We start from the raw sequence: 20,717 nt of genomic DNA on the forward strand, positions 1-20,717 counted from the left end.
CTCTGTCGTGGGCTGGCGACCTCATATCGAGTCGCGCGGCCGCCGTGAGCACGCGCCGTGCCGGGGCGGTCGAGAGGGAGCGCTCGGGCCGGGGAAGGGGAGCTTCTCATCGCTCATCGCGGCGAGCGAGGCGATGGTGGTCCCGGGCCAGGCGGGTCCTCGCTGGATCCTGGCCGCAATCCGTTGTGGTAGGACGCAAGTGGTTGCGCGGGGCGTCGCAACCCGGCGGGTATGGATGCACCACCTCTCTCGTGAAGCTCCAGCGGCTCCGAGGTGGGGGGCCCCCCGGGGTGCGAGGCGAAAAGGGCAGCGGCGAGGCGGTTCAGGGCAGCGGCGAGGCGGTTCAGGGCAGCGGCGAGGCGGTTCGGGGCAGCGGCGAGGCGGTTCGGGGCAGCGGCGAGGCGGTTCAGGGCAGCGGCGAGGCGGTTCAGGGCAGCGGCGAGGCGGTTCAGGGCGACCGAGGGGCGGTCAGCATGCAAGTTCCGCGAGACGCTCTATGGGGATCCCGCCGCGCGTTCCTCGCCTCCTCCGCGGTTGGGGAGCATGGACCGAGCGGCGCTCCGCACGAAGCAGGAGATGCGGGACATCGCCCCCGCGCCCCGCGCCCCGCGCCCCGCGCCCCGCGCCCCGCGCCCCGCGCCCGGACGAGCGGCGCGAGCCGCTTCCCGACGGCCGTGCGCGCATTAAGCTTCCTTCATGAAGCTCGGGGCACGGCTCACCACGCACGTATTCTCGGCTGGCGCCGCGGGCATCAGCTTCATTGTCCAGCCGATCCCGGGTTCGGACCAGCTGTTCGTCATTCCGATCCAGTACCTGCTCACGGCGTCGCTCGCGAAGGAGCGAGGCGCGCACCTCTCGAAGGCGGCGTGGTCCCAGATCCACCAGATCATCTGGGGCGGCGGCGCCATTCGGCTCATGCTCAACCTGACCCTGGGGCTGATCCCGCTGGCCGGCGCGGTCACGAACGCGATCACGGCGTTCGTCACGACCGAGTATATCGGGCGCTACGTGGATAGAGCCCTCGACAATCCGGACAAGGCACCTCCTGATCTGTCGATCCAGGACATCCTGGACACCATCAGCTCCCTGTTCACCACGCGAGCGCGGTAGGCAAGCCGTCCCTCGGCTCGAGCTCACCCTGCGGCTGCTGGGGCCGGAAGGACGAGCTTCTCGGGAGCGACGCGGCGTCACCACCCGATCAGGCTTCGCGGGCTCGACCCTCCGGTCCGAGCCCGCGCGGCGAGGCCTGGCCGGCGGAGCGTCGAGCGGGTACACAGGCTCTTCATGAGCTCGACCCTCCTTGCCTTCTGCGGCGCCGCGCTGGTGCTGGCCATGATCCCGGGGCCGAGCACCGCCGTCATCGTGCGGCAGGCCCTGCGCGGCGGGCGCCGCGCCGCGCTCGCGACCATCGCCGCGAACGAGGTGGGCCTCCTCTTCTGGGCCCTCGTCGCGGCGCTCGGGGCCACGGCGCTCGTCGAGGCCTCCGAGGTCGCCTACGATGCGCTCCGCATCGCCGGCGCGGTCGTCCTCGTCGTGCTCGGCGTCCAGTCCCTGCTGGGGCGGCGTCGGGCCGGCACCGGCGACGTGGGGTCGGGAGCCCGGGAACCCGCTGCCAGCGGGTGGAGCGCCTTCCGTATCGGCCTCCTCACCATCCTGGCGAACCCCAAGGCGGCCGTGTTCGCCGCGTCCTTCCTGCCGCAGTTCGTGCCGACCGGTGCGCCGGCGCTGCCGGCGCTGCTCCTCCTCTCGCTGGTGTGGGTCGCCGTGGACACCGCCTGGTACCTGGCGCTCGTCCTGCTCCTCGGCCGGCTCCAGGCGGCCATGGCCGGCGGTCGCGTGCGCCGGACGCTCGAGGCGGTCTCCGGCGTGATCCTCGTGGCGCTCGGCGTGCGGATGGTCCTGGAGCGTCCCTGAGGAGCGCGGCCGCTGCACCTGCCGACCTGACGGACACGTCACGCCGAACGGGCAGCCGACGGCGCCGAGCACCCGTGAAGCACACCGGGCGTTGCGCGTGAGGCCGTGACTTCGGCATGCGGCTTGCTCGATCTACGACGGTGCGGCCGGGCGGCTGGGGCACCGGCCAGCCCGGGTCGATCCCGAGATGGGCAGTGGGTCCGTCGTGAAATCAGAAAGGCGATCGAGGTGGCGAGATGAAACACGGTGATACGAGACGATGGGCGGGCCGCCGGACAGGGCTCGCGCTCGGCTTTCTCGCGAGCATGGCGCTCGCCGGCTGTGGCGGTCCGAGCGAGCGAACCGTTCAGGGCACTCAGCTCGCGCCCGGCACCGATGCGCACATCACGGCCGACATCGACTCCGACGCCGCGACCACACGACTGACGATGCACGTCGTTCACCTCGCGCCGCCCGAGCGGATCGCGGCCGGCAGCAAGCAGTTCGTCGTCTGGCAGCGTCCGAGCGCCGAGACCCCGTGGCAGCGGGTCGGAGTGCTCGACTACAATCGCAACAGCCGAAATGGCAAGCTGGCCGAGACGACGGTGCCGCACGCGAGCTTCGAGCTTCTCATCACCGTCGAGCAGCAGAGCAGCCCTCTGTCCCCCTCGTCTGCCGCCGTCATCGGGCCGACGTCTGTCGCGTAGCGTCGCGTCATTGCGCGTTCGGGCGGGCGCTGCGCGTTCGGGCGCTCCTCACGTGGCCCGCCGCCGCCGCCCCCCCGGCTCAGGCCAGGAGGCCCGGCAGCGGCCCGGTGCACACCCCGGGGATGCCGAAGGTGGTCACGTCGTCGAGGCCCATGGCGTTGCACACCGACACGAGCAGGTTGTTGTGCGGCAGGTCGGCGTAGTTCATGGCGCGGCCCATCTTGAAGTACCCGCCCGCGCCGCCCGCGAGCACCCAGGGGATGTCCCTGTACGAGTGCGTGTTGCCGGCGCCGAGCTCGTTCCCCCAGAGCAGCAGGGTGCTGTCGAGCATCGAGCTGCCGTCCACTTCCCTGGCGAGCGCCAGCTGATCCAGCACGTACTGCACCTGCTCGCTGTGCCAGCGGTTGATCTTCACGAGCTTCTCGCTGGCGACCGCGTCGTCATCGCCGGCGTGGGAGAGCTCGTGGTGCTCCTCGTTCACGCCGATCCAGGGGTAGTATTGCCAGCTATCGGCGTTGGCCCACATGAACGTGGAGACGCGGGTCATGCCGCAGATGTGCGCGAGCAGCATCAGATCGGTCTGCAGCCGGCCGACCTTCGGATAGTTCTCCATCGCGCGCGTGTCGAACTTCTCCGGCATCGCGAGCGGCGTGCACGAGACCGCCGAGCTCTGCAGCCGCTGCTCGATGTTGCGGATGCCGCCGAGGTGAGCCTCGAGCCGATTCCTGTCCTCGGAGCCGACGCGCGCCTGCAGCCGGCCGATATCGTCCTTGAGGAAGTCCAGCACGCTCCGGCGCTCGGCGATCAGGCGCTGCAGCTCCGTGTCGGAGAGATCCGCGTTGGCGAAGATGCGCGCGTACATCTGGAACGGGTCGTCGACAGCAATGTTCGGCTGGTTCGGGCCGCGGTACGAGATGACGCGCAGCGGCTCCTGCCCCTCGATGCGCACGCCGAACTCGAGCGACGGGAACGGGCTGTCGCCGCCGATGCGATGGGCGATGGCCTGATCGACCGAGATGCGATCCGCCCAGCCGGCAGGGCCGCCCGCGCCGGTGAAGCTGCCGGCGAGCAGCGACCCGCCCGTCAGCATCGCGCCGGGGCCCTTCATGTGCGGGCCGCCTGGCTTGTTCGCGCTCGGGACGCCGAGCTCGTCCTCTATCGTCGAGTTCATGTGCACGCCCTTGAGCACAAGCATCCTCTGCTTGTGCTCCTCGAGCGGCGCCAGGATCGGGCCGAGCGAGAGCGGCGCTTCGTGCGCGTCCCCCGGCTGGAAGAACGACGACGGCACCGTGCCGTTCGCCGAGAAGATGCCGATGAAGCGCCTGGCGCCCGGCTGCTTGGCGTCCTGTCCGAACACCGTGGCGCTCCGCCAGATGGGGCTCGTGAGCGCCACGGTCAGGGCGCCGAGCCCGCCGAGCAGCTTGCGGCGGCTGATCTGGGTCCGGAGATCGATCGGGCCTCTTCGCTTCATGGCATCTCCTGCGTGTGCGTGTCGATGACGCGACGGTAGAGGAAGGCGTCCGTCGCCACGACGGCGCGGGGCAGCGCGTTCAGATCCTGACCGGCGGCCCTGAACGTCTCGAGCAAGCTCTTCATCGAGCAACCATCCATGTCCTGTTCGAAGCGGGCGATCGCGAAGCGGAACCACTGGCGCGCCACGCACTCTTCCACCTCGGCGCTGCCCGAGAGCATGGCCCCGAGCTCCGCCACGCCCACGAACTCACCGTTCATGTCGCGGGTGGCGATCACCCTGCCGCTCGCGTCGACCGGCCTGCCGCCGTCGAGCTCGCGGTAGCGGCCGAGCGCGTCGTAGCTCTCGAAGCCGAAGCCGATCGGGTCCATCAGCTGGTGACAGGCGACGCAGCCCGGGTCCACCTCGTGCTGCGAGAGCCGCTCGCGGGTCGAGCTGCTCGGGTCGACCTCGGGCGGCTTGGGGATATTCGCCGGCGGGGCCGGCAGCTGCTGGCAGAGCAGGGCCTCGCGCACGAACTTCCCCCGGTAGATCGGCGAGCTCTCGGCGGGCTTCGCCTGCACGGCGAGCAGCGCCGGGAGCGTCAGGAGGCCCGACGCGGTGCCGTCCGTGCGCTCGAGCGCCTGGAAGGAGTCGTCGCCGGTGACGCCGTAGTACCCGCCCAGGTCCTTGTTGTAGAAGACCGTCGTGGAGGTGAAGAGCGCGCTCAGCTTGCCGCCCTCGTTCCGGAGCACGTGCTCGAAGAAGGCGTCGGCCTGCCCGCGCAGCGACTCGCGGAACGACCGCGATTGCCACTCAGGGAAGGCGTTCTCGTCCTTCACCACGCCGGTCACGGCGTTCAGGTGGGTCCAGCTGCCGAGGAAGCGATTGACAAGCTTCTTGCCGCGCTCATCCTCGAGCATCCAGCCGAGCTGCGCCGCGACGCCCTCCTTGCTGGTCAGGCTGCCGTCCGCGATCGCCTCGTTCAGCCGGGCGTCCGGCAGGGTGCCCCACAGCGTGTAGGAGAGGCGAGCGGCCACCTCGTACGGAGAGAGCTTCACGGCCCGATCGCCCACCTTCTCCGAGGTGCCGATCTCGACGCGGTACAGGAAGCGCGGCGATTGCAGCATGCCGCGGAGCAGGAGCTCGATCCCGTGCTCGTAGCTCGTCTCGGCGCCGGCGCTGAAGAGCTGCAGGTGTCGCTCGATGTCCGCAGCGTCCGTGATCGGCGCGCGGTAGGCGCGGGCGCCGAAGGTCACGACAAGCTGGCGCGCGCACTCGCGCGGCTCGGCGCCGCCCTCGCAGGGCGCCACCTCGCCGAGCGCCGTCGGATCGCCGACGATCGCCGCGGCGATGGCGTCCGCCGCAGCCTGGAAATGCTCGAGCTCGACCTGCGTCACGTCCGGCTGCAAGAGACCGAACGCCGACGCCTCGTTCGCGGAACCGAGCGCCGCCTCCAGGCCGGGCACGTCCCCGGCGAGGTCGCGCACGGTGTTCAGGTACTGCTCCCGCGAGAGCAGGCGCATCGGCGAGGGCCCCGGATCGACGACGTTCGCGTCGCACGCCAGCGCCTCGCCGGGGCCCATCGACCCCGTGCCACCGCTGCTCGAGCTGCCGCCCGTGTCGTCCCCGGGCGACGAGCCGTCGCCGCCGCCGCCGCCCAGGTTGCCGATACACGCCGACAGCGTGAACGCCAGGGCGAGCAGACCCGCGCTTCCGTGAGCGGTGGATTGTTCAATCAAGGATGGTTTCATTCATGGCTCCGCTCGGGGCTACCGGCATCTCCGGGTAGGTGGCGGGCGAGCACTGGCGCGATCACATTTTATCGCCGACGAACCGCGGAGAAGCTTTGATTGGGTACGAAAGGGTGTGTCTCCGGGCGACGAGCTCCGACTCGGTAGCGGGAGCGGCTCGGCTCATGGGCCTTCGATGTGACAGCACACCGAGCAATCGTAGGCATCGAGCGCTTCGCGCCCGGCGCACGCGACGGGGCCGCATTCGGTTCCCTTCAAGGCGCCGCAGCTCGGGAGGCATTCACCGCCGATCTCGATCGAGTGCGGCGGATCGCAGGGCGTGTCGTTGCCCGGAGGCTCGTCGCCATCCGGCGTGAAATACAGCCGATCGAGCCCCACGCCGTCGACGGCATTCGCGATGACGAGCTCGTGAGCTCCCGCCGCGAGGGAGAAGCGGAGCGGCTCGCCGTAGCGCGTGTCGTCGTGGAGATCGTCCCAGAACCAGATCTCGCCGGCGCTGATGCGCCAGAGGGTCCAGGGGCCGCCGTCCACCTGGAACCAGAGGCGGTTGTTGATGGCGTTCGGAGCGTGAATCCGCCCCCAGATCACGTACTCTGCGCCGCTCGGCGCCTCGAAGCGGTAGCGAGCGCGCGCGAGCCCCGGCGCCTCGCCCGAGCTCATCCCGCCGGGGGGTACGATGAAGCGGCTTCCGGAAGCGCGGCTGTCCTCGCCCACGGTGAAGCCTTCGGTCAGCTCTCCGAGCTCCGCCTCGACGTACGACGCGCCGGACACGACCGGCGTGAAGGCGCCGACCGAGGTGATCTCCGCATCACAACCGGAGGCCGCGAGGCCGCCGAGCGCCGCGATGCACGCGGCCGGCCAGCGCTTCACGGCGGATCCAGGAACCGCTTCAGCTTCGCGCTGTGGGGGCTCCCGGGATACTGCTTGATGAAGGCCTGAGCGCGCCGCTTCGCCTCCTGCGCGTTGCCGCGCGCGGCCAGCACGTCGATGGCCAGCACCTCGCGCTCCTGCCGGAGCACGCCCTTCGGGAACTGCGCGCGCAGGCGCTCGAGGGTCGCCGCAGCCGCCGCCGCATCTCCGGAGCGCAGCTCGGCGCGCGCCTCCATGAGCAACGCGCTCTCGGCGCGCAGCAGGTCGGTCGGCTTCGGCCCGCTGTCGGCCGGCTTCGGCCCGCTGTCGGCCGGCTTCGGTCCGCTCGGCCGCCGGCCCGGCTCCCCCGCGGTCGGACCCTCCACCGACGGCTCGGGAAGCGCCCTGGGCTCCGGCGCCGACATCACCGGGGCCTGCGGCACCACCGCCGGCGCCGGCTCCTCGCCCGCCGCGCGGTGCGACGCGGGCGCCTCGGCCGGAGAGGAGAGCGCCCAGTAGGCGCCGCCGAGCACCAGGCCGCCGCTCACGAGCACCGCCGCTGCCTTGGCCGCGAGCGCCGGCGACCCCAGCGAACCGACTCCCGCTCTCGTGGCGGCGGCCGCGCCGGAGCCGGCCGTGACGCCGACGGCCGCCCCCGCCGCCAGCTGGCTTGCGATACCGCGCCACGCGCGCTCCTTGGCGCCCTCGGGCGGACCCACGTGGCGCACGCTCCCCAGGAGCTCGCGCTCGAGCGGGTCCGCTCCGCTCCTTGCGCTCAGCAGTCGTTCCGGATCCCCCGTCACACGGCCTCCTTTCGGTCCGTGCCTTGCGCCAGGGCGAGACGCTTGACCTCGCGCGAGAAGGTCTCGCGCGCCAGGCGAAGGCGTGAGCGCACGGTACCCACGGAAATGCCCAGCAGGTCCGCGATGTCCTGACCGGACATCTCCTCGAGCTCGAACAGGACGAACACGAGGCGCTGCGGCTCCGGCAGCTTGTTCAAGAGGACTTCCGCCGCCTGCGCGCGCTGTCGCGACTCCGCGCTCAGCGCAAGATCCTCGGGCGCGGCGCCATAAAGGTCCATCTCCGCGGCGTCGGTCGTGACCTCGCGCCGGAACCGCGCGGAGCGCCGGTAGTCGCTCGCCACCCGATGGCAGATGCCGAAGAGCCAGGTCGTGATGAGCGACCGACCTTCGAACTCGGCGAGCTTCAAGTGCGCGGTCAAGAACACCTTCTGCGCCAGGTCGAGCACGTCCGCCTCGCGCACGCCAAGACGCCTGAGCGAGCACCAGACGAAGTTGAAATGCGCGTCATAGAGGGCTCGAAACTTCGGGTCCGGTGTGCTCATGCCCGTGCGTCCGGGGGACCTGCTAGCGAGCGAGATGAACGAAAGCCGCAAGCGCGGGCGCGGAATTGTGCAGAAACGATACCACTCGGCCCCCTAGTGGGGACGCCGGCCCGGAGCGATCACAAAAAAATGCGCGTGCACCGGGCTGCGGCTACGCTCGCGCCGTCCCCATGCGGAGCAGTCGCGCTCTTCTCGCCGGTTGCTGCGCGGTTCTGGCCACCTCGGGGGCTGCCAGCGCGCAAAGCGAGCCGTATCTGAGCGTGACGCGCGGCGACGGCGCCGAGAGCTGTCCGGACGCGGCGCGCCTCATCGAGCGCGTCGAGCAGCTGCGCGGTCGACCCGAAACGGGTGCGAGCGGCGCCTACCACGTCGACTTCACCCGCGGCGCCGACGGCTTCGGTGCGGCCATCCGCAGCGGAGGCGGCGCGCGTGTGCTGGGCGATCGCGGTCCCAGCTGCGCCGCGCTCGAGCAGGCGACGGCGGTGACGCTCGCCCTGCTGCTCGACTCCGACGCGCGGGCATCGTCCCCGCCGGAGCCCGACGCCGGCGCGCGCGACGAGACTTCGCCTGCCCCCGCAGCGCCGGCGCCTTCGCCCGGAGCTCCGGCCAGGGCGCCGCTCGCGCCGCCCGGGCCCGCGGGAGGCGACGGCGGCGCGCAGGAGGGCGAGGCGCCGAGCTCGGAGCGCGGCGTCACGCGGCTCACGCTGGCCGCCGGCGCCGCCGGCCTGTTCGGCGTGGTGCGCCCCGTGGCGCCCGCGCTCTCCGCGGAGCTCGGCATCGGCGGCGCGCGATTCCGAACGACGCTTGGCGCGCTATGGCTCGTGCCTCAGACGCTGAAGCACGGACCGGGCGAGCTCCGCGAAACGCTGCTCGGCGGCGCCGTGCGCGCCTGCTTCGCCGCTGCCGGCACGGAGGTGCTGCGCTTCGAGGTGTGCTCCGGCCTTCATGCCGGCCGGCTGAAGGTGGTGGCGAGCGGCTACACGCGGAACGACGTCGCGGAGACGGCGTGGCTGGCGGTGCCGCTCGAGCTGTCGCTGGCGAGCCTGGCAGGTCCGCTCGGATTCGACATCGGCGCCGCCGCGCTGGTGCCGCTCCGGCGCAACGATTTCTCGGTGGATGGCGTGGGCGTCGCGTACCGCTCGCTGCCGGTCGGCGCGCTCGTGTCGCTCCGCGCCGTCGGGGTCTGGATGCTCTAGAGCGGCGGTCACCCGCTTCGGATACGGGCCCACCTCGACGTTTTCGGTGCTCAGCGCACTGGAGTGCGCTTCCGCGCCGAAAACGCCGATCTGGGCCCGTCTCCTGTGCGGGTGACCGCCGCTCTGCGCGGCATGTACCCGATGCGGCCTGAAGCAGCGGGCGCGCTTGTGGCAACGCTCGTTCCAGCGGTGGATTCCCGTCTGCTCCTGACGACGGAGTGCGGTTGGTATTGTCCAGGCCGCACTTGACAAAGTGTACCACAATCGTAAAGCTCGTCGGGCGAACGAGCCAGGCCACGTGGTGCTCTGGCTCATGTAGCGCCGCTCCAGGCAGGAGGTCGTCTTGTCATGAATGATTCCCGGCGTCGCAAGGGGCTCCGGCTTGAAAGGGCGCGCGCTTCAGCCCAGTTCAGGGACGGCAAGTTCCAGAACCCGTCGGGCGCCGGCCCCGGCATGAACGGCTCGACGTTGCCCGTGCTCGGCGAGTTCTTCTTTCGTCGCGGCCGGCGGGAGCCGCCCGGGCCGCTGCCGCTCGCGCGGCCCCACGAGACCTGGGCTCGGCGGAGCGCCACCGGCCTGCGGGTCACGTGGCTCGGCCACAGCACCGTGCTCCTCGAGCTCGACGGCCGGCGAGTCCTCACCGATCCGGTGTTCGGCGACCGCGCCTCGCCCGTCTCTTTTTTGGGGCCGATGCGCTTCCACCCCGTTCCGGCCGCGCTCGACGAGCTGCCGCCGCTCGACGCGGTCCTGCTCTCGCACGACCACTTCGATCACCTCTGTGCTCCCACCATCGAGGCGCTGGCCCGCACGCGCGTCCCCATCGTCGCGGCCCTCGGCGTGGGGGCGCACCTCGAGGCGCTCGGCGTGGACCCCGCACGGATCACCGAGCTCGACTGGCATGAGGGCGCGGAGGTCGGCGGCGTTCGCTTCACCGCGACGCCCTCCCAGCACTTCTCGGGTCGCGGTCCGACCAGCGGCAACACGACGCTGTGGGCTTCATGGGTCATCGAGGCAGAGCGGCGCAAGGTCTTCTTCTCCGGCGACACCGGGCTTACCCCCGAGTTCACGGACATCGGCCGGAGCCACGGCCCCTTCGACCTGGTGATGCTCGAGGTCGGCGCGTATCACCCCGCGTGGGGGACGATCCACCTCGGCCCCGAGAACGCGCTGACCGCGTTCGAGATGCTCGGCGGCGGCACGCTCCTGCCTGTTCACTGGGGCACCTTCAACCTCGCCCTCCACGACTGGGACGAGCCGGCCGAGACGCTGCTCTCCCTGGCGACCGAGCGCCGCGCGCGCATCGTGACCCCGCGGATCGGCGCCGCCTTCGAGCCCGAGCACATCGACGCTCCGGCCCCGTGGTGGCGAGCCGTCGCCGGCCCTCGGTGACGGTGGAGGGGATCGTCGACGGACCTCGATTGGCTCCTCGAGGGGAGCCCCGTCACATCGATTCGACCGACTTGAGCATCTCCGGGATGAAGTGGAGTCTCGGCCGGAGCAGCCTGTCGCGGCGCCCGAGCTGCCGGACCTGGAGCACGGCGCCGGACGCGGCGCCGTTCGAGGCATCGAGGAGGTCGTCCGTGAACGTGTAGCTGTAGTTCTCTTGCCTGGTCGGGGTCCTGTCCTGTGCGGCGGCCTCGGGGATCGAGACGCAGAGAACCAGCAGCGCGGCTTTGACCGAAAAGAGCGATCGTGACTTCATCATGCCTCCTCGCCTTCATCGGACACGAGCGAGGACCGCGCATTGGGACCCTTTTTGCCGGGCTCGATGTCGCGCCGAGGAGCACGCCCGCGCGGCCGCGGCGCGCGGAGCTCCCCGCGCCGGGGCATGCTCCGGTGCCGCGCTCCAGGTGGGGGATGCGCCGCTGTGTTCTGCGCCGACAGGCGCGCTCGATGTCGTCGCGGAGGGCTTCCTGGACGGAGCGTCGGATCCGGCGACATCGCAGGTGACATCGCCCACCTTCCGCGTAGAATCAGCGCGATGCTCATCCGCAGTCGAAGGAGCACGGCTGGCAGCCTCATCGTCGCGGTCGTCGCGGCGCTCGCCGTGGTCGTCCCCGGCGGAGCGGCGGGCGCGGCCGAGGAGGCGCCGGCGAAGGGGGCGAGCGGCATCGCCGTCGGCGTCCAGCTGGAGGCCCTCGCGGACGTCAAGGTCGCCCGGGCCGAGGTCGCCCGGGGCTCCAGGGTGAGCGTGGCCCGGCTGATCGAGCGTCAGGGCCGGCTCACCGCCCTCGACGTGGAGCTCGCGGACGGCCACATCGCGCGCGTGGCGATGGCGACGGTCCGCGCGTCGTTCCGCGTCCTCTCCGAGTAGCGCGCCCTCTCCCCGCCGCGCCTGCCCGGCCGCGCCTTCTTCGCCCCTACGCGCGATCGCGGCTAGGGTGCCGCCATGCGGAACCCCGCCAAGGTGCGCGTCGCCGTCCTGTTCGGCGGTCGATCGGCCGAGCACGAGATCTCCCTCCTGTCTGCCCGCTTCGTCGTCGAGGCGCTCGACCGCGATCGCTTCGAGCCGGTGCTCATCGGCATCGACAAATCCGGCCGGTGGCTGCTCCAGGACGAGGCGCTGCTCCTCAGCGGCGCGCGCGACCCCCGCCTCGCCCGGCTGAACGACGCGATGCCCGAGATCGCGCTCGACGCCTACCCGGGCCCTGCCGGCGAGGCCACGCTGACCGTGCCGGGCGGCGCGCGCTCCCCGATCGACGTGGTCTTCCCCGTCCTGCACGGGCCGACAGGCGAGGACGGGTGTGTCCAGGGCCTGCTCGAGCTGGCCGGCGTCCCGTACGTCGGCTCCGGTGTCCTCGGCTCCGCCGTGGGCATGGACAAGGACGTGATGAAGCGCCTGCTCCGCGAAGCGGAGCTCCCGATCGTCCCTCACGTCACGCTCCGCCGCGCCGCGTGGGAGCGCGATCGCGGCGCGTGTCTCGAGCAGATCGCCGGCCTGTCCGCCGCCGGGAGCGGCCGCTTCGGGCCGATCTTCGTCAAGCCCGCGAACCTCGGATCGTCCGTCGGGGTCCGGCGCGTGACGGCGCGCGCCGAGATCGAGGCGGCGGTCGAGCACGCCTTCGAGTTCGACCTGAAGATCGTCTGCGAGCAGGGCATCGAGGGCGTGCGCGAGATCGAGTGCTCCGTGCTCGGCGACGACGATCCCATCGCCTCGGTGCCCGGCGAGATCGTGGTCGGGCACGCCGATGGATTCTACTCCTACGCCGCGAAGTACATCGACGCGGAGGGCGCCACGATCAGGATCCCGGCCGACCTTTCCCCGGCCGAGGCGAACGCCGTGCAGCTGCTCGCGCTCCGCGCGTTCCGCGCGCTGGAGGCGTCGGGGATGGCGCGCGTCGACCTGTTCCTCTCGCCCGATCGCGAGCTGTACGTGAACGAGATCAACACGATCCCCGGCTTCACGGCGATCTCCATGTACCCGAAGCTCTGGGAGGCGAGCGGCATCCCGCCGCGCGAGCTGGTCGGACGGCTCATCGCGCTCGCGCTCGAGCGCGGCGCGCGCAAGGCCCGCCTCCGCACGAGCGCCTAGCGCCGCGCCCCCGCTCCGCTCCCTCTCACGCCGGATCGAGCCGCACGCCGGCCGCCCCGATCGCAGGCCGCCGCACGAGGCACGGCCCGAGCGCGTCCAGGAGGCGCGCGTGGCGCTCGGGCGGCGCCCACACGAGGATGTGCCCTCCGCCGCCGGCCCCGCACATCCGCAGCACCTCGACCCCGAGCCCGTCGAGCCGCCGCTGCAGGGAGAGCGCGATCGCGCTCGCCGCCTCCGACAGCCGCGCCTTCGCCGCGGCGCCGCGGCGCATCCCCGAGAGCACCAGCGCGAGCGACCCGAGCTCGAAGCCGCGAGCGACCTCGCCGGCCGCGGCGACGAGCTCGCCCTTCGCCTCGCTCGCCGCGCCGGCGTCCATCCGAGCCAGCACGTCGCCGGACACGCGGCGCACCGCCGTGTCGACGAGCAGCAGCCCGGCCGAGAGCGCGGGCACGAGCTCCGGGCAGCCGATCGCGAGCGGGCGCACCCCGGAGCAGCCGCGCGGGTCGAAGGCGAGATCGAGCAGCCCGCCGAACGCCGCGAACACCTGATCCTGCGCGCCGCACGCGTTGCCCAGGCGCTCGCGCTCGATCGCGACCGCCTCGCGCGCCAGCTCCTCCGCCGCGGCGGCCTCCCCGACCGAGGCGCGCAGCGCGAACAGCGCCGCCACCGCCACCGACGCGCTGCCGCCCAGGCCAGCGCCGGGCGACATCTCGCTCTCGACCCGGAGGGCGACCCCGTCGCCCACGCCCGTCGCGGAGAGCGTCGCCTCGATCAAACGGAACGCGAGGTCGCCGCGCGGAGGATCCCCGCGGCGCCGCGTGAGGACGAGCGCCGCGCCGGCCCCCGCGCCCTCCGTGCCGGCGCCCTCCGCCGGCCGCTGCCCCTGGCCGCGCGCGGCGAGCTCGATCCGCACCCAGCCCCGATCGAACGGCTCCACGGCCACGCGCACGCGCAGATCGATCGCCGCGCCCACGACGCGCCCGCCGTCCTGCCGGGCGACGTCCGGCAGGTCGCTGCCTCCTCCGGCGAAGGAGACGCGCATCGGCGCGCTCGCGGCCGCGCGCCATAGCGGGCTTCGCAGCGTTCGCGGCGCGGAGAGGGAGCCGGCGCAAGGGGTGCTCATGCTGTCCTTCTCAGTGCAGGCGCGATCCACCTCGAGGCGAGAGGGCCCCAGGGGACCGAGGCGGGGCGCCCCGCGGCGGCACCCTGTGCAGGGAGCGAGCCAGCGATGGAGCGCCCGGCGTGCACGCACGCCCGCGCCCGCGGAGGGCTCGAGCCGCGGCTTCCAGCGCCGTCCTCCGGTGATGCATGCGCGCCGCGCCGTCTTCGTTGTGGTTGGGTCGTGGACGGAGATCACGGGAGCGGCCCGGCGTGCGGTGCGCCGCGTCGCCCGCCGGCGGCGCTCAGTTCAGGTCCTTGCTCGCCGGCTCGTCCCGGGGCGCGGGCTGCGCGCGCGCCGCGTCGAGGATCCGGTCGATGACCCTGAGCCCGGCCGCAAACATGTCCCGCTCAGCGCGCTCGCCCCCGGCGTGCACCTCGGCCGCCTTCTCGCGCAGGGTGAGCGCGTCGCGGCGGACGACCGGGAGGCGGGCCGCGGCGGCCGCCTCGGCGATGCACCCGGCGAGATCGTAGACGAGGAACGCGTCCTCCTCGCTGATCCGCGGCTCGGCGCGGCGCACGCCGGCGCGCGCGCGCGCCGGGGCTCCGCCTGCGCGACCCCTGTGGACGTACGGCGCGACCTCGCGAGCGTCGTCGTCCCCGAGCGAGCCGGCGGAGACGCGGTCGAGCAGGCACGTCAGCTCGGCCCGGTAGGCGGCGAGCACGAGCGCGCAGAGCGCCCCGCGATCGCGCAGCGAGTAGAGGATCAGCTCGAGGAGCCGGTCGGACCGGGTCGCGCAGTTTTGCATCGCTGCCTTGTACGGTGTTCGCCCCTGCGACCTCAATCCCGAACGCCACCGCCCGCGGCGGATCCACCGGCGGACGCAGGGCGCGTTACGGCGCGATGGCGCTGGGACGGCGCGCGCCGGCTCGCGCCGACGTGCCGCCAGCGCGCGGTCGAGGTGGGGGGCCCCACGCGGCAGTTGCGGAGCTGAGCCGGATCGGTCAATAGGTCCGACCCTCCTGCGCCAACGGGCAGCAACAGATGTCCGGCGTACTGACGCTGCTGCTCAGCCTGTCACCTGATCCTCATCGCATCGGCATTCCCGTGACCGCGAATCGTTCTACGAGCCCCACGCACACCGAAGAGCAGTCCACCGAGCCGACCTCGGACACCGTCATGACCTCGCCCACCCAGCCCGCCGACGGCGCGCCCGGCGCCGGGCTGAGCGCGCAGGGCGAGGCGATCGTGAGCGAGGAAGAGGCCCTGCTCGCCCGCGTGACCACGCACCTCGCCTCGGTCGCGACCAAGCCGTCGCGGCCGCCGCCCATCGAGAACCACGAGGAGCAGCTCCTCTCGCTCCGCGATCAGATCGCGGCGGCGCGGCTGGAGGACATCCCGGCGCTTGTGCAGCAGATGGAGCGCCTGCAAGGGATCGCCGCGCGGCGGAGCGAGAACGTGGTCGAGCCCGTCGATCCGAAGGCGCCGTACTTCGGCCACCTGCGCCTGCGGGAGAAGGGCCGTCCCGAGCGCGACGTGCTCATCGGGCGCACGACGCTCGTCGACGCGAGCGCGGGCGTGCGGATCGTCGACTGGCGCCACGCCCCGGTCAGCCAGATCTACTACCGTTACGAGGAGGGCGCGGACTACGAGGAGACCTTCGGCGAGCGCGAGGTCGAGGGCACTGTGCTCGTGCGGCGCACGGTGACCATCGACGGCGGCGAGCTCTGCCGCATCTCGGCGCCGCAGGGGACGTTCGTGCGAGCGCCCTCGGGCTTCCGCGAGATCGCGACGCGGGCGGCCGAGCTCGCCGGCGGCCAGGGCAGCGCGGTGCGCCCGGAGGACATGCGCGACATCGCGCGCGCGGCGACGGGCGGCGCGCGCGGCGGGCTCGGGACCGGGGCGACGTTCCACGCGCGCGAGGACCGGCACCTGCCGGAGATCGCCGCGCTCCTCGACCCGCGGCAGTTCGAGCTCATCTCGAAGCCGGACGCCGGCATCGTGGTCATCCAGGGCGGCGCCGGTAGCGGCAAGACGACGATCGGCGTCCACCGGCTCGCCTTCCTCGCCTACAACGGCGGCCGCCGCTTCACCGCCGACAAGATGCTCGTCATCGTCGGCAGCCCCGCGCTCCGCGCGTACATCGGCGAGGCGCTCCCCGCGCTCGGCCTGGGCGGCATCGCGGTGGAGACCTTCGCCGAGTGGGCGCGCGCGGCCAGGAAGCGCGCGTTCCCGTGGCTCGAGGCGCCGGTCGAGGAGAACACGCCCTCGGTGGTGACCCGCTACAAGACCCACCCGGCGATGCTCCACCTCCTCGAGCAGCGCGCTTCGGAGCTCAAGGACGACGCGCGGGCGCGGCGCGACTCGCGCGGGACCCTCGCGTTCTGGGCCGACGTGCTCACCGATCTCGACCGGGTGACGGCCGCGTTCGCGGCGGCGAACGACCCCGAGTTCGGCCCCGAGCAGGTGAAGCGCGCGTGGCGCTGGTGCGCGGACCGCTGCCCTGCGGTGCTCGACCTCGACCCCGGCGATCGCGCCGAGCGCAAGGCGGCGATGGCCGACGAGCCCGCGGACGACGACGACGACGATCGCGGCGCGGACAGGGCCGAGGTCTCGAGCGACGACCGCGCGGTGCTCGATCCGGAGGACGACGCGCTCCTCCTGCGGGCGTACCAGCTCCTCCGGGGCGAGCTCCGCAAGGGGAAGAACGTGCTCGTCTACGAGCACCTCTTCGTGGACGAGGCGCAGGATCTGGCGCCGATCGACCTCGCGGTGCTGCTCGGCGTGGTGGCCGAGCCGCGCAGCGTGACCCTGGCGGGCGACACGGCGCAGCGGCTCTTCATGGACTCCGGCTTCCGCGACTGGCGCGCGACGCTCGACGACCTGGGCCTGTCGCGGGTCGACGTCGAGCCGCTGCGCATCGCGTACCGCTCGACGCGCGAGGTGCTCGCGTTCGCCCGCGCGGTGCTCGGCCCGCTGGCGGATCCGACGCCGCCCCTCGCGCCGCGCAGCGGCGCGCCGGTCGAGCACCACCATTTCCCGAGCGCCGGCGCCGCCGTCGCGTTCCTGGCGGACGCGATCCGCCCGCTGTTCGCCCGCGAGCCCCGCGCCACGCTGGCGATCCTGGCGCGCCACCCCGAGCAGGCGGACGTCTACTACGACGCCCTCAAGATGGCGGAGGTCCCGAACCTCCGGCGCGTGCGCGCCTACGAGTTCGCGTTCCGCCCCGGCGTCGAGGTGACGGAGATCCGGCAGGTGAAGGGCCTGGAGTACGACTACGTGGTGCTGGTCGACGTGAACGCGTCGACCTACTCGGCGGACGCCGAGTCGCGGCACCTGCTCCATATCGGGGCGACGCGCGCGGCGCACCAGCTCTGGGTGATCTCGACGGCGGCGCCGTCGCCGCTCGTGCCGGACTGGCTGGGCTGAGGGACGGGTAGGGGACCACCGCCACGGGGGCTGCGGCGCGGTGGTGGCCGGATTTGGACATGAAGGCGGGGAGGCGGGAAGACAGGATCAATGATCTTCCTGCCTTCCCGCCTTCATGTGAATCACTCCGGGGCAAATTAGGCCACCACCTGCGGCGCTGCGGCGCTGCGGCGGCTCCGGGCGGCGGCGGCTCCGGAGCGAGTGCCGCGCGCGGGAGCGGTGCGGTCGGCGCAGCGCGGCCGCTGCCTCTCGCACAGGCCCGCGCTCGCCCTCCGCAGGCGCGTTCGCGCGCGCGAACGCTGGCGTGGACCGTATGGGAGGGCGCCGGCGGTCGGCGGCGCGGAACCCATGCCGCCTCGGCTCGCTCGTCTGATCGGATGGGCTCAGCCGCGGTTGCCTCGCTCGGTACGCGTGGTGGACACAATCGACATGGTGCCGAGAGAGAATCCTTGACCAGGGCGGGTCTGTGAGTAGATTCCACCTCGCGCGGTGGAGCAGCCTGGTAGCTCGTCGGGCTCATAACCCGAAGGTCGTGGGTTCAAATCCCGCCCGCGCAACCACGACCCAAGAAGCATCAAAGTAGCAAAGCATCAAAGCAGCAAGAGGACGCGAGGATTGGCCATAACAGGCCACCTCGCGTTTTTCGTTTTCTGGGTCGACATCGCAGCACAAGGAACGCCGGCGGAGCGGTGATCTGAGGGACCCCGACGAGCCGCCTTTCCGGTGAGCCCTCTCGTCCTGCGCGTCGCCTGCTCGTCCGGTGTGACCCTCGTGCAAGGCGTCCCGGGTTACCCGGCCGCAACTCGCGCCCTGGCTCCCCGCCGCTCCACCAGCCAGCACCGGGGCGCGTCCGACACGGCGCGGCCATGGACGGTGACAGGTCGCTTCTCCCACGGAGCGCCGAGCGTCCGTGGCGCGAACTCCCTCGCTTCTGCCGTTGTCCTCGCGCAATGCCGCGCCGAAGGCGGCCTCGCGGCCTGCTGCGAGCCCCGGCAGAGCGGCGCGAAGCGCACGAGAGCCCGGAGAGGTGGCCTGCCCGCTTCATCGGACGTGGCTCGCGAGCGCCGGGCCCGCTCTCCACAGCGCCGCGCCCCCGGCCTGCTCTCCACAGCGCCGCGCCCCCGGCCTGCTCTCCACAGCGCCGCGCCCCCGGCCTGCTCTCCACAGCGCCGCGCCCCCGGCCTGCTCCCCGCGGTGAGCGCCCTCCCGCGGGGCGCCCGTGCCGGCGGCGCAGCCGTCTCGCCGTGCCTGGGCGGGCCCTCTTGCCGCGCCGTAGGCAGGCGCCGGCTCCGTGATGTAGGATGGCGGTTGCGGCGGCTCTGTACTCTGAACGCGCGCGCCGCGGCGCGCAACTCACCGATGCAATCCCGGTAACCTCCAGCGGACAACCCACGATGGCCAAACCGAACGATCCCTTCGCACCCCCGACCAACACGCGCGGCTCGGCGACGCCGGGGGATGCCGCCAAGCCGCAACGCAGCATCAGCGTGCCTGCTCCCGCGGCGCGCGCGCTGCCCGCCGCGGCATCGGCCGGACCCGCCACCCAGCGCGGGCCGGGAGCCTACGGCGCGCCCGATTTCCTGAGCAAGGCCGCGCGCACAGCGCCTCCGGCCGAGCTCCTGAGCCAGCGCACCATCGAGCTCGTGCAGTGGTCCTGGGCGAAGGTGATGCCCATCTCGGACGCCGCGGCGGCGCTGTTCTATGAGCGGCTGTTCACGCTGGATCCGTCGGTGCGGCCGCTCTTCAAGAACGATATGGCCGAGCAGAAGAAGAAGCTCATGCAGACGCTCGCGGTGGCCGTCGATGGGCTGAACAACCTGCCGAAGCTCGTGCCCGTGCTCCAGGGGCTCGGCGTCCGGCACCAGGGCTATATGGTGGCCGAGCGCCATTACGACCTGGTGGGCGAGGCGCTGCTCTGGACGCTGCGCGAGGGGCTCGGCGACGCCTTCTCGAGCGACGTCGAGTCGGCGTGGAAAGAGGTCTACGGCGTCGTCTCGGACGTGATGAAGAAGGCCGCCGCCACGCACGTGGCGGTGGGCACCACGCAGGTGCTCCCGCCGACGCCGGCGCCGGGCGCGAGGGATGGCTCCCGGCTGAACGCCCCGCCGCCGGCGCCGGGCCCCGCCGGGCGCCCGGGGGCCGCGGACCCGGCGCAGCGGCCGAACTCGGTGCCGCCGCCCTCGTCGGCCAAGATGGCCGCGCGGACCCTCGTCGGGGTCGTCCCCCCCTGGCAGCAGGGCGAGCCGCCGGCCGCCGGGACCGCGGCGGTGGGCGCGAGCGCTGTCGCGTCGATCAGCCCGCGCACCATCGAGCTCGTGCAGCGCTCGTGGGCGAAGGTGATGCCCATCTCGGACGCCGCGGCGGCGCTCTTCTACGACCGTCTCTTCGAGCTCGATCCGTCGGTGCGGCCGTTCTTCAAGAACGACATCACCGAGCAGAAGAAGAAGCTCATGCAGACGCTCGCGGTGGCCGTCGATGGGCTGAACAACCTGCCCAAGCTCGTGCCCGTGCTCAAATCGCTCGGCGCCCGGCACCACGGCTACATGGTCGTCGATCGCCACTACGACCTGGTGGGCGAGGCGCTGCTCTGGACGCTGCGCGAGGGGCTGGGCGACGGCTTGACGAGCGATGCCGAGGCGGCGTGGAAAGAGGTCTATGGCCTCATCGCCGACGTGATGAAGAAGGCGGCCGCCGAGCACGCCGGCGGCGGGGTCCCGGGCAAGGCCGACGCGGCGCCGGCGCCGGCGCCGCGCGAGCGCCCGCAGCGACCGCCCCTGTCGGAGCCGCGGGAGCCGGCCGCGCAGAGCGTCACGGAGGTGATGCCGCGGAAGAGGCGCCCGGGCCCCCTCGACGAGGACGCCGACACGCTGCACTACCAGACGAACCCGGCCCACGAGGCTCTGGCGGCCAGCGGCCTCGACCGCGAGGAGCGGCGGGCCCCGACGCCCGCCGCCGGCGCGAAGGCGAGCCCGGCGAGCCCGGCGAGCCCGGCGAGCCCGCAAGGGCTCGTCCTCCCGTGGTCGGGGCAGGACATGGTCCTCAACGTCCAAGTCAAGCTGGACGGCCCGCTCGTGACGGTCCCCGCCGCGGCGCAGGTGGCCCCCGCGGCGCCGGTCGTGCTGGAGCCGACCGGGCCGAGCGGCCTCGTCGCCGGGCTCGCGATCGCCCTGCTCTCGATCTCCGCCTCGATGGCCACGGCCATCCTGCTCACGGTGGGCGGGCCCGACAAGGCTGCGGCGGCGGCGGGCGCCGCGGCGGACAGGGCGTCGCCCAACATCGCGTCCCTCGCGACCTACGCCGTGCCGATCATCGTCACGGTCCTCGTCCTCTCGGCGTTCACCATGGGCCACCTCCTGGGCCGGGGCCGGGTGCGGAGCGACGCGGGGCGGCTGTGAGCGGCGCGCGCGGGTTGTGACCTCGGGCCGACGCATGCGCTGGGCGAGCGCAGGGGTTTGATGTCAAT

General features: G+C 72.7%; 17 protein-coding genes and 1 tRNA gene. 10 read left to right on the plus strand and 8 right to left on the minus strand.

Features of this window, described 5'->3' with window-relative positions:
- Positions 1-696: 696 nt before the first annotated feature.
- The 3 genes from WMF36_RS03155 to WMF36_RS03165 all read left to right on the plus strand — a co-directional run bounded on the left by WMF36_RS03155 (position 697) and on the right by WMF36_RS03165 (position 2,600).
- Entirely contained in the window at positions 697-1,110 is a 414-nt protein-coding gene (locus tag WMF36_RS03155) for a hypothetical protein (protein ID WP_437578093.1), read from the plus strand.
- Between the two features lie 174 nt (positions 1,111-1,284).
- Positions 1,285-1,914, plus strand: coding sequence for a LysE family translocator (locus WMF36_RS03160; protein ID WP_437578095.1), 630 nt, complete (start codon positions 1,285-1,287; stop codon positions 1,912-1,914).
- Positions 1,915-2,219: 305 nt separating this feature from the next.
- Entirely contained in the window at positions 2,220-2,600 is a 381-nt protein-coding gene (locus WMF36_RS03165) for a hypothetical protein (protein ID WP_437578096.1), read from the plus strand.
- A gap of 79 nt (positions 2,601-2,679) precedes the next feature.
- Here WMF36_RS03165 and WMF36_RS03170 read toward each other — a convergent pair whose 3' ends face one another.
- From WMF36_RS03170 to WMF36_RS03190, 5 genes are all read right to left on the minus strand, one after another.
- Positions 2,680-4,071: a DUF1552 domain-containing protein gene (locus WMF36_RS03170; RefSeq protein ID WP_437578098.1), complete on the minus strand. Its 1,392-nt coding sequence runs from the start codon at positions 4,069-4,071 to the stop codon at positions 2,680-2,682.
- The gene (locus WMF36_RS03175) at positions 4,068-5,792 is read right to left on the minus strand and encodes a DUF1592 domain-containing protein (protein ID WP_437578099.1); all 1,725 of its coding nucleotides are present in this window, start codon (positions 5,790-5,792) and stop codon (positions 4,068-4,070) included. The genes WMF36_RS03170 and WMF36_RS03175 overlap by 4 nt, the downstream gene beginning before the upstream one ends.
- A 174-nt stretch (positions 5,793-5,966) precedes the next feature.
- Positions 5,967-6,674 carry a hypothetical protein gene (locus tag WMF36_RS03180; protein ID WP_437578100.1) on the minus strand — a complete coding sequence of 236 codons (708 nt, stop codon included), beginning with the start codon at positions 6,672-6,674 and terminating at the stop codon, positions 5,967-5,969.
- Positions 6,671-7,456, minus strand: a complete 786-nt coding sequence (locus WMF36_RS03185; RefSeq protein WP_437578101.1) for a tetratricopeptide repeat protein — start codon at positions 7,454-7,456, stop codon at positions 6,671-6,673. Before WMF36_RS03185 ends, WMF36_RS03180 begins: the two co-directional genes overlap by 4 nt.
- The gene (locus tag WMF36_RS03190; RefSeq protein ID WP_437578103.1) at positions 7,453-7,998 is read right to left on the minus strand and encodes an RNA polymerase sigma factor; all 546 of its coding nucleotides are present in this window, start codon (positions 7,996-7,998) and stop codon (positions 7,453-7,455) included. The genes WMF36_RS03185 and WMF36_RS03190 overlap by 4 nt, the downstream gene beginning before the upstream one ends.
- Positions 7,999-8,258: 260 nt before the next feature.
- On the opposite strand from WMF36_RS03190, the gene WMF36_RS03195 reads away from it, so the two are divergent.
- Both WMF36_RS03195 and WMF36_RS03200 read left to right on the plus strand, forming a co-directional pair.
- Positions 8,259-9,194 carry a hypothetical protein gene (locus WMF36_RS03195; protein ID WP_437578105.1) on the plus strand — a complete coding sequence of 312 codons (936 nt, stop codon included), beginning with the start codon at positions 8,259-8,261 and terminating at the stop codon, positions 9,192-9,194.
- 348 nt (positions 9,195-9,542) lie between these two features.
- Positions 9,543-10,583 (plus strand): MBL fold metallo-hydrolase, encoded by a 1,041-nt coding sequence (locus WMF36_RS03200; protein ID WP_437578106.1) that lies wholly within the window; start codon positions 9,543-9,545, stop codon positions 10,581-10,583.
- A gap of 52 nt (positions 10,584-10,635) precedes the next feature.
- Here the strand turns inward: WMF36_RS03200 and WMF36_RS03205 are convergent, their stop codons facing one another.
- On the minus strand, positions 10,636-10,899 hold the full coding sequence (locus WMF36_RS03205; protein ID WP_437578107.1) for a hypothetical protein: 264 nt from the start codon (positions 10,897-10,899) through the stop codon (positions 10,636-10,638).
- A 276-nt stretch (positions 10,900-11,175) separates the two neighbouring features.
- Here WMF36_RS03205 and WMF36_RS03210 point away from each other — a divergent pair, with 276 nt between their 5' ends.
- Positions 11,176-11,508: a hypothetical protein gene (locus tag WMF36_RS03210; RefSeq protein ID WP_437578108.1), complete on the plus strand. Its 333-nt coding sequence runs from the start codon at positions 11,176-11,178 to the stop codon at positions 11,506-11,508.
- 75 nt (positions 11,509-11,583) lie between these two features.
- Positions 11,584-12,726 carry a D-alanine--D-alanine ligase family protein gene (locus tag WMF36_RS03215; protein WP_437578109.1) on the plus strand — a complete coding sequence of 381 codons (1,143 nt, stop codon included), beginning with the start codon at positions 11,584-11,586 and terminating at the stop codon, positions 12,724-12,726.
- 25 nt (positions 12,727-12,751) lie between these two features.
- Here the strand turns inward: WMF36_RS03215 and WMF36_RS03220 are convergent, their stop codons facing one another.
- Positions 12,752-13,849: a GHMP family kinase ATP-binding protein gene (locus tag WMF36_RS03220; RefSeq protein WP_437578110.1), complete on the minus strand. Its 1,098-nt coding sequence runs from the start codon at positions 13,847-13,849 to the stop codon at positions 12,752-12,754.
- A 280-nt stretch (positions 13,850-14,129) separates the two neighbouring features.
- On the minus strand, positions 14,130-14,633 hold the full coding sequence (locus WMF36_RS03225) for a hypothetical protein (RefSeq protein ID WP_437578111.1): 504 nt from the start codon (positions 14,631-14,633) through the stop codon (positions 14,130-14,132).
- Positions 14,634-15,004: 371 nt separating this feature from the next.
- Here WMF36_RS03225 and WMF36_RS03230 point away from each other — a divergent pair, with 371 nt between their 5' ends.
- The 3 genes from WMF36_RS03230 (at position 15,005) to WMF36_RS03240 (ending at position 20,649) form a co-directional block, all read left to right on the plus strand.
- On the plus strand, positions 15,005-17,254 hold the full coding sequence (locus WMF36_RS03230) for an ATP-binding domain-containing protein (RefSeq protein WP_437578112.1): 2,250 nt from the start codon (positions 15,005-15,007) through the stop codon (positions 17,252-17,254).
- A gap of 483 nt (positions 17,255-17,737) precedes the next feature.
- Positions 17,738-17,814 (plus strand) — tRNA-Met (locus WMF36_RS03235).
- A gap of 834 nt (positions 17,815-18,648) precedes the next feature.
- Entirely contained in the window at positions 18,649-20,649 is a 2,001-nt protein-coding gene (locus WMF36_RS03240; protein WP_437578113.1) for a globin family protein, read from the plus strand.
- Positions 20,650-20,717 lie beyond the last annotated feature (68 nt).

The organism is Sorangium sp. So ce887 (assembly GCF_051521455.1).
GTDB lineage: Bacteria > Myxococcota_A > Polyangia > Polyangiales > Polyangiaceae > Sorangium.

Excerpts from the sequence above, each read along its gene's own strand:
- WMF36_RS03155 (WP_437578093.1), top strand. The coding sequence starts at position 697 with ATGAAGCTCGGGGCACGGCTCACCACGCACGTATTCTCGGCTGGCGCC.
- WMF36_RS03160 (WP_437578095.1), top strand. The coding sequence starts at position 1,285 with ATGAGCTCGACCCTCCTTGCCTTCTGCGGCGCCGCGCTGGTGCTGGCC.
- WMF36_RS03165 (WP_437578096.1), top strand. The coding sequence starts at position 2,220 with ATGGCGCTCGCCGGCTGTGGCGGTCCGAGCGAGCGAACCGTTCAGGGC.
- WMF36_RS03170 (WP_437578098.1), bottom strand. The coding sequence starts at position 4,071 with ATGAAGCGAAGAGGCCCGATCGATCTCCGGACCCAGATCAGCCGCCGC.
- WMF36_RS03190 (WP_437578103.1), bottom strand. The coding sequence starts at position 7,998 with ATGAGCACACCGGACCCGAAGTTTCGAGCCCTCTATGACGCGCATTTC.
- WMF36_RS03200 (WP_437578106.1), top strand. The coding sequence starts at position 9,543 with ATGAATGATTCCCGGCGTCGCAAGGGGCTCCGGCTTGAAAGGGCGCGC.
- WMF36_RS03205 (WP_437578107.1), bottom strand. The coding sequence starts at position 10,899 with ATGATGAAGTCACGATCGCTCTTTTCGGTCAAAGCCGCGCTGCTGGTT.
- WMF36_RS03210 (WP_437578108.1), top strand. The coding sequence starts at position 11,176 with ATGCTCATCCGCAGTCGAAGGAGCACGGCTGGCAGCCTCATCGTCGCG.
- WMF36_RS03215 (WP_437578109.1), top strand. The coding sequence starts at position 11,584 with ATGCGGAACCCCGCCAAGGTGCGCGTCGCCGTCCTGTTCGGCGGTCGA.
- WMF36_RS03220 (WP_437578110.1), bottom strand. The coding sequence starts at position 13,849 with ATGAGCACCCCTTGCGCCGGCTCCCTCTCCGCGCCGCGAACGCTGCGA.
- WMF36_RS03225 (WP_437578111.1), bottom strand. The coding sequence starts at position 14,633 with ATGCAAAACTGCGCGACCCGGTCCGACCGGCTCCTCGAGCTGATCCTC.
- WMF36_RS03230 (WP_437578112.1), top strand. The coding sequence starts at position 15,005 with ATGACCTCGCCCACCCAGCCCGCCGACGGCGCGCCCGGCGCCGGGCTG.
- WMF36_RS03240 (WP_437578113.1), top strand. The coding sequence starts at position 18,649 with ATGGCCAAACCGAACGATCCCTTCGCACCCCCGACCAACACGCGCGGC.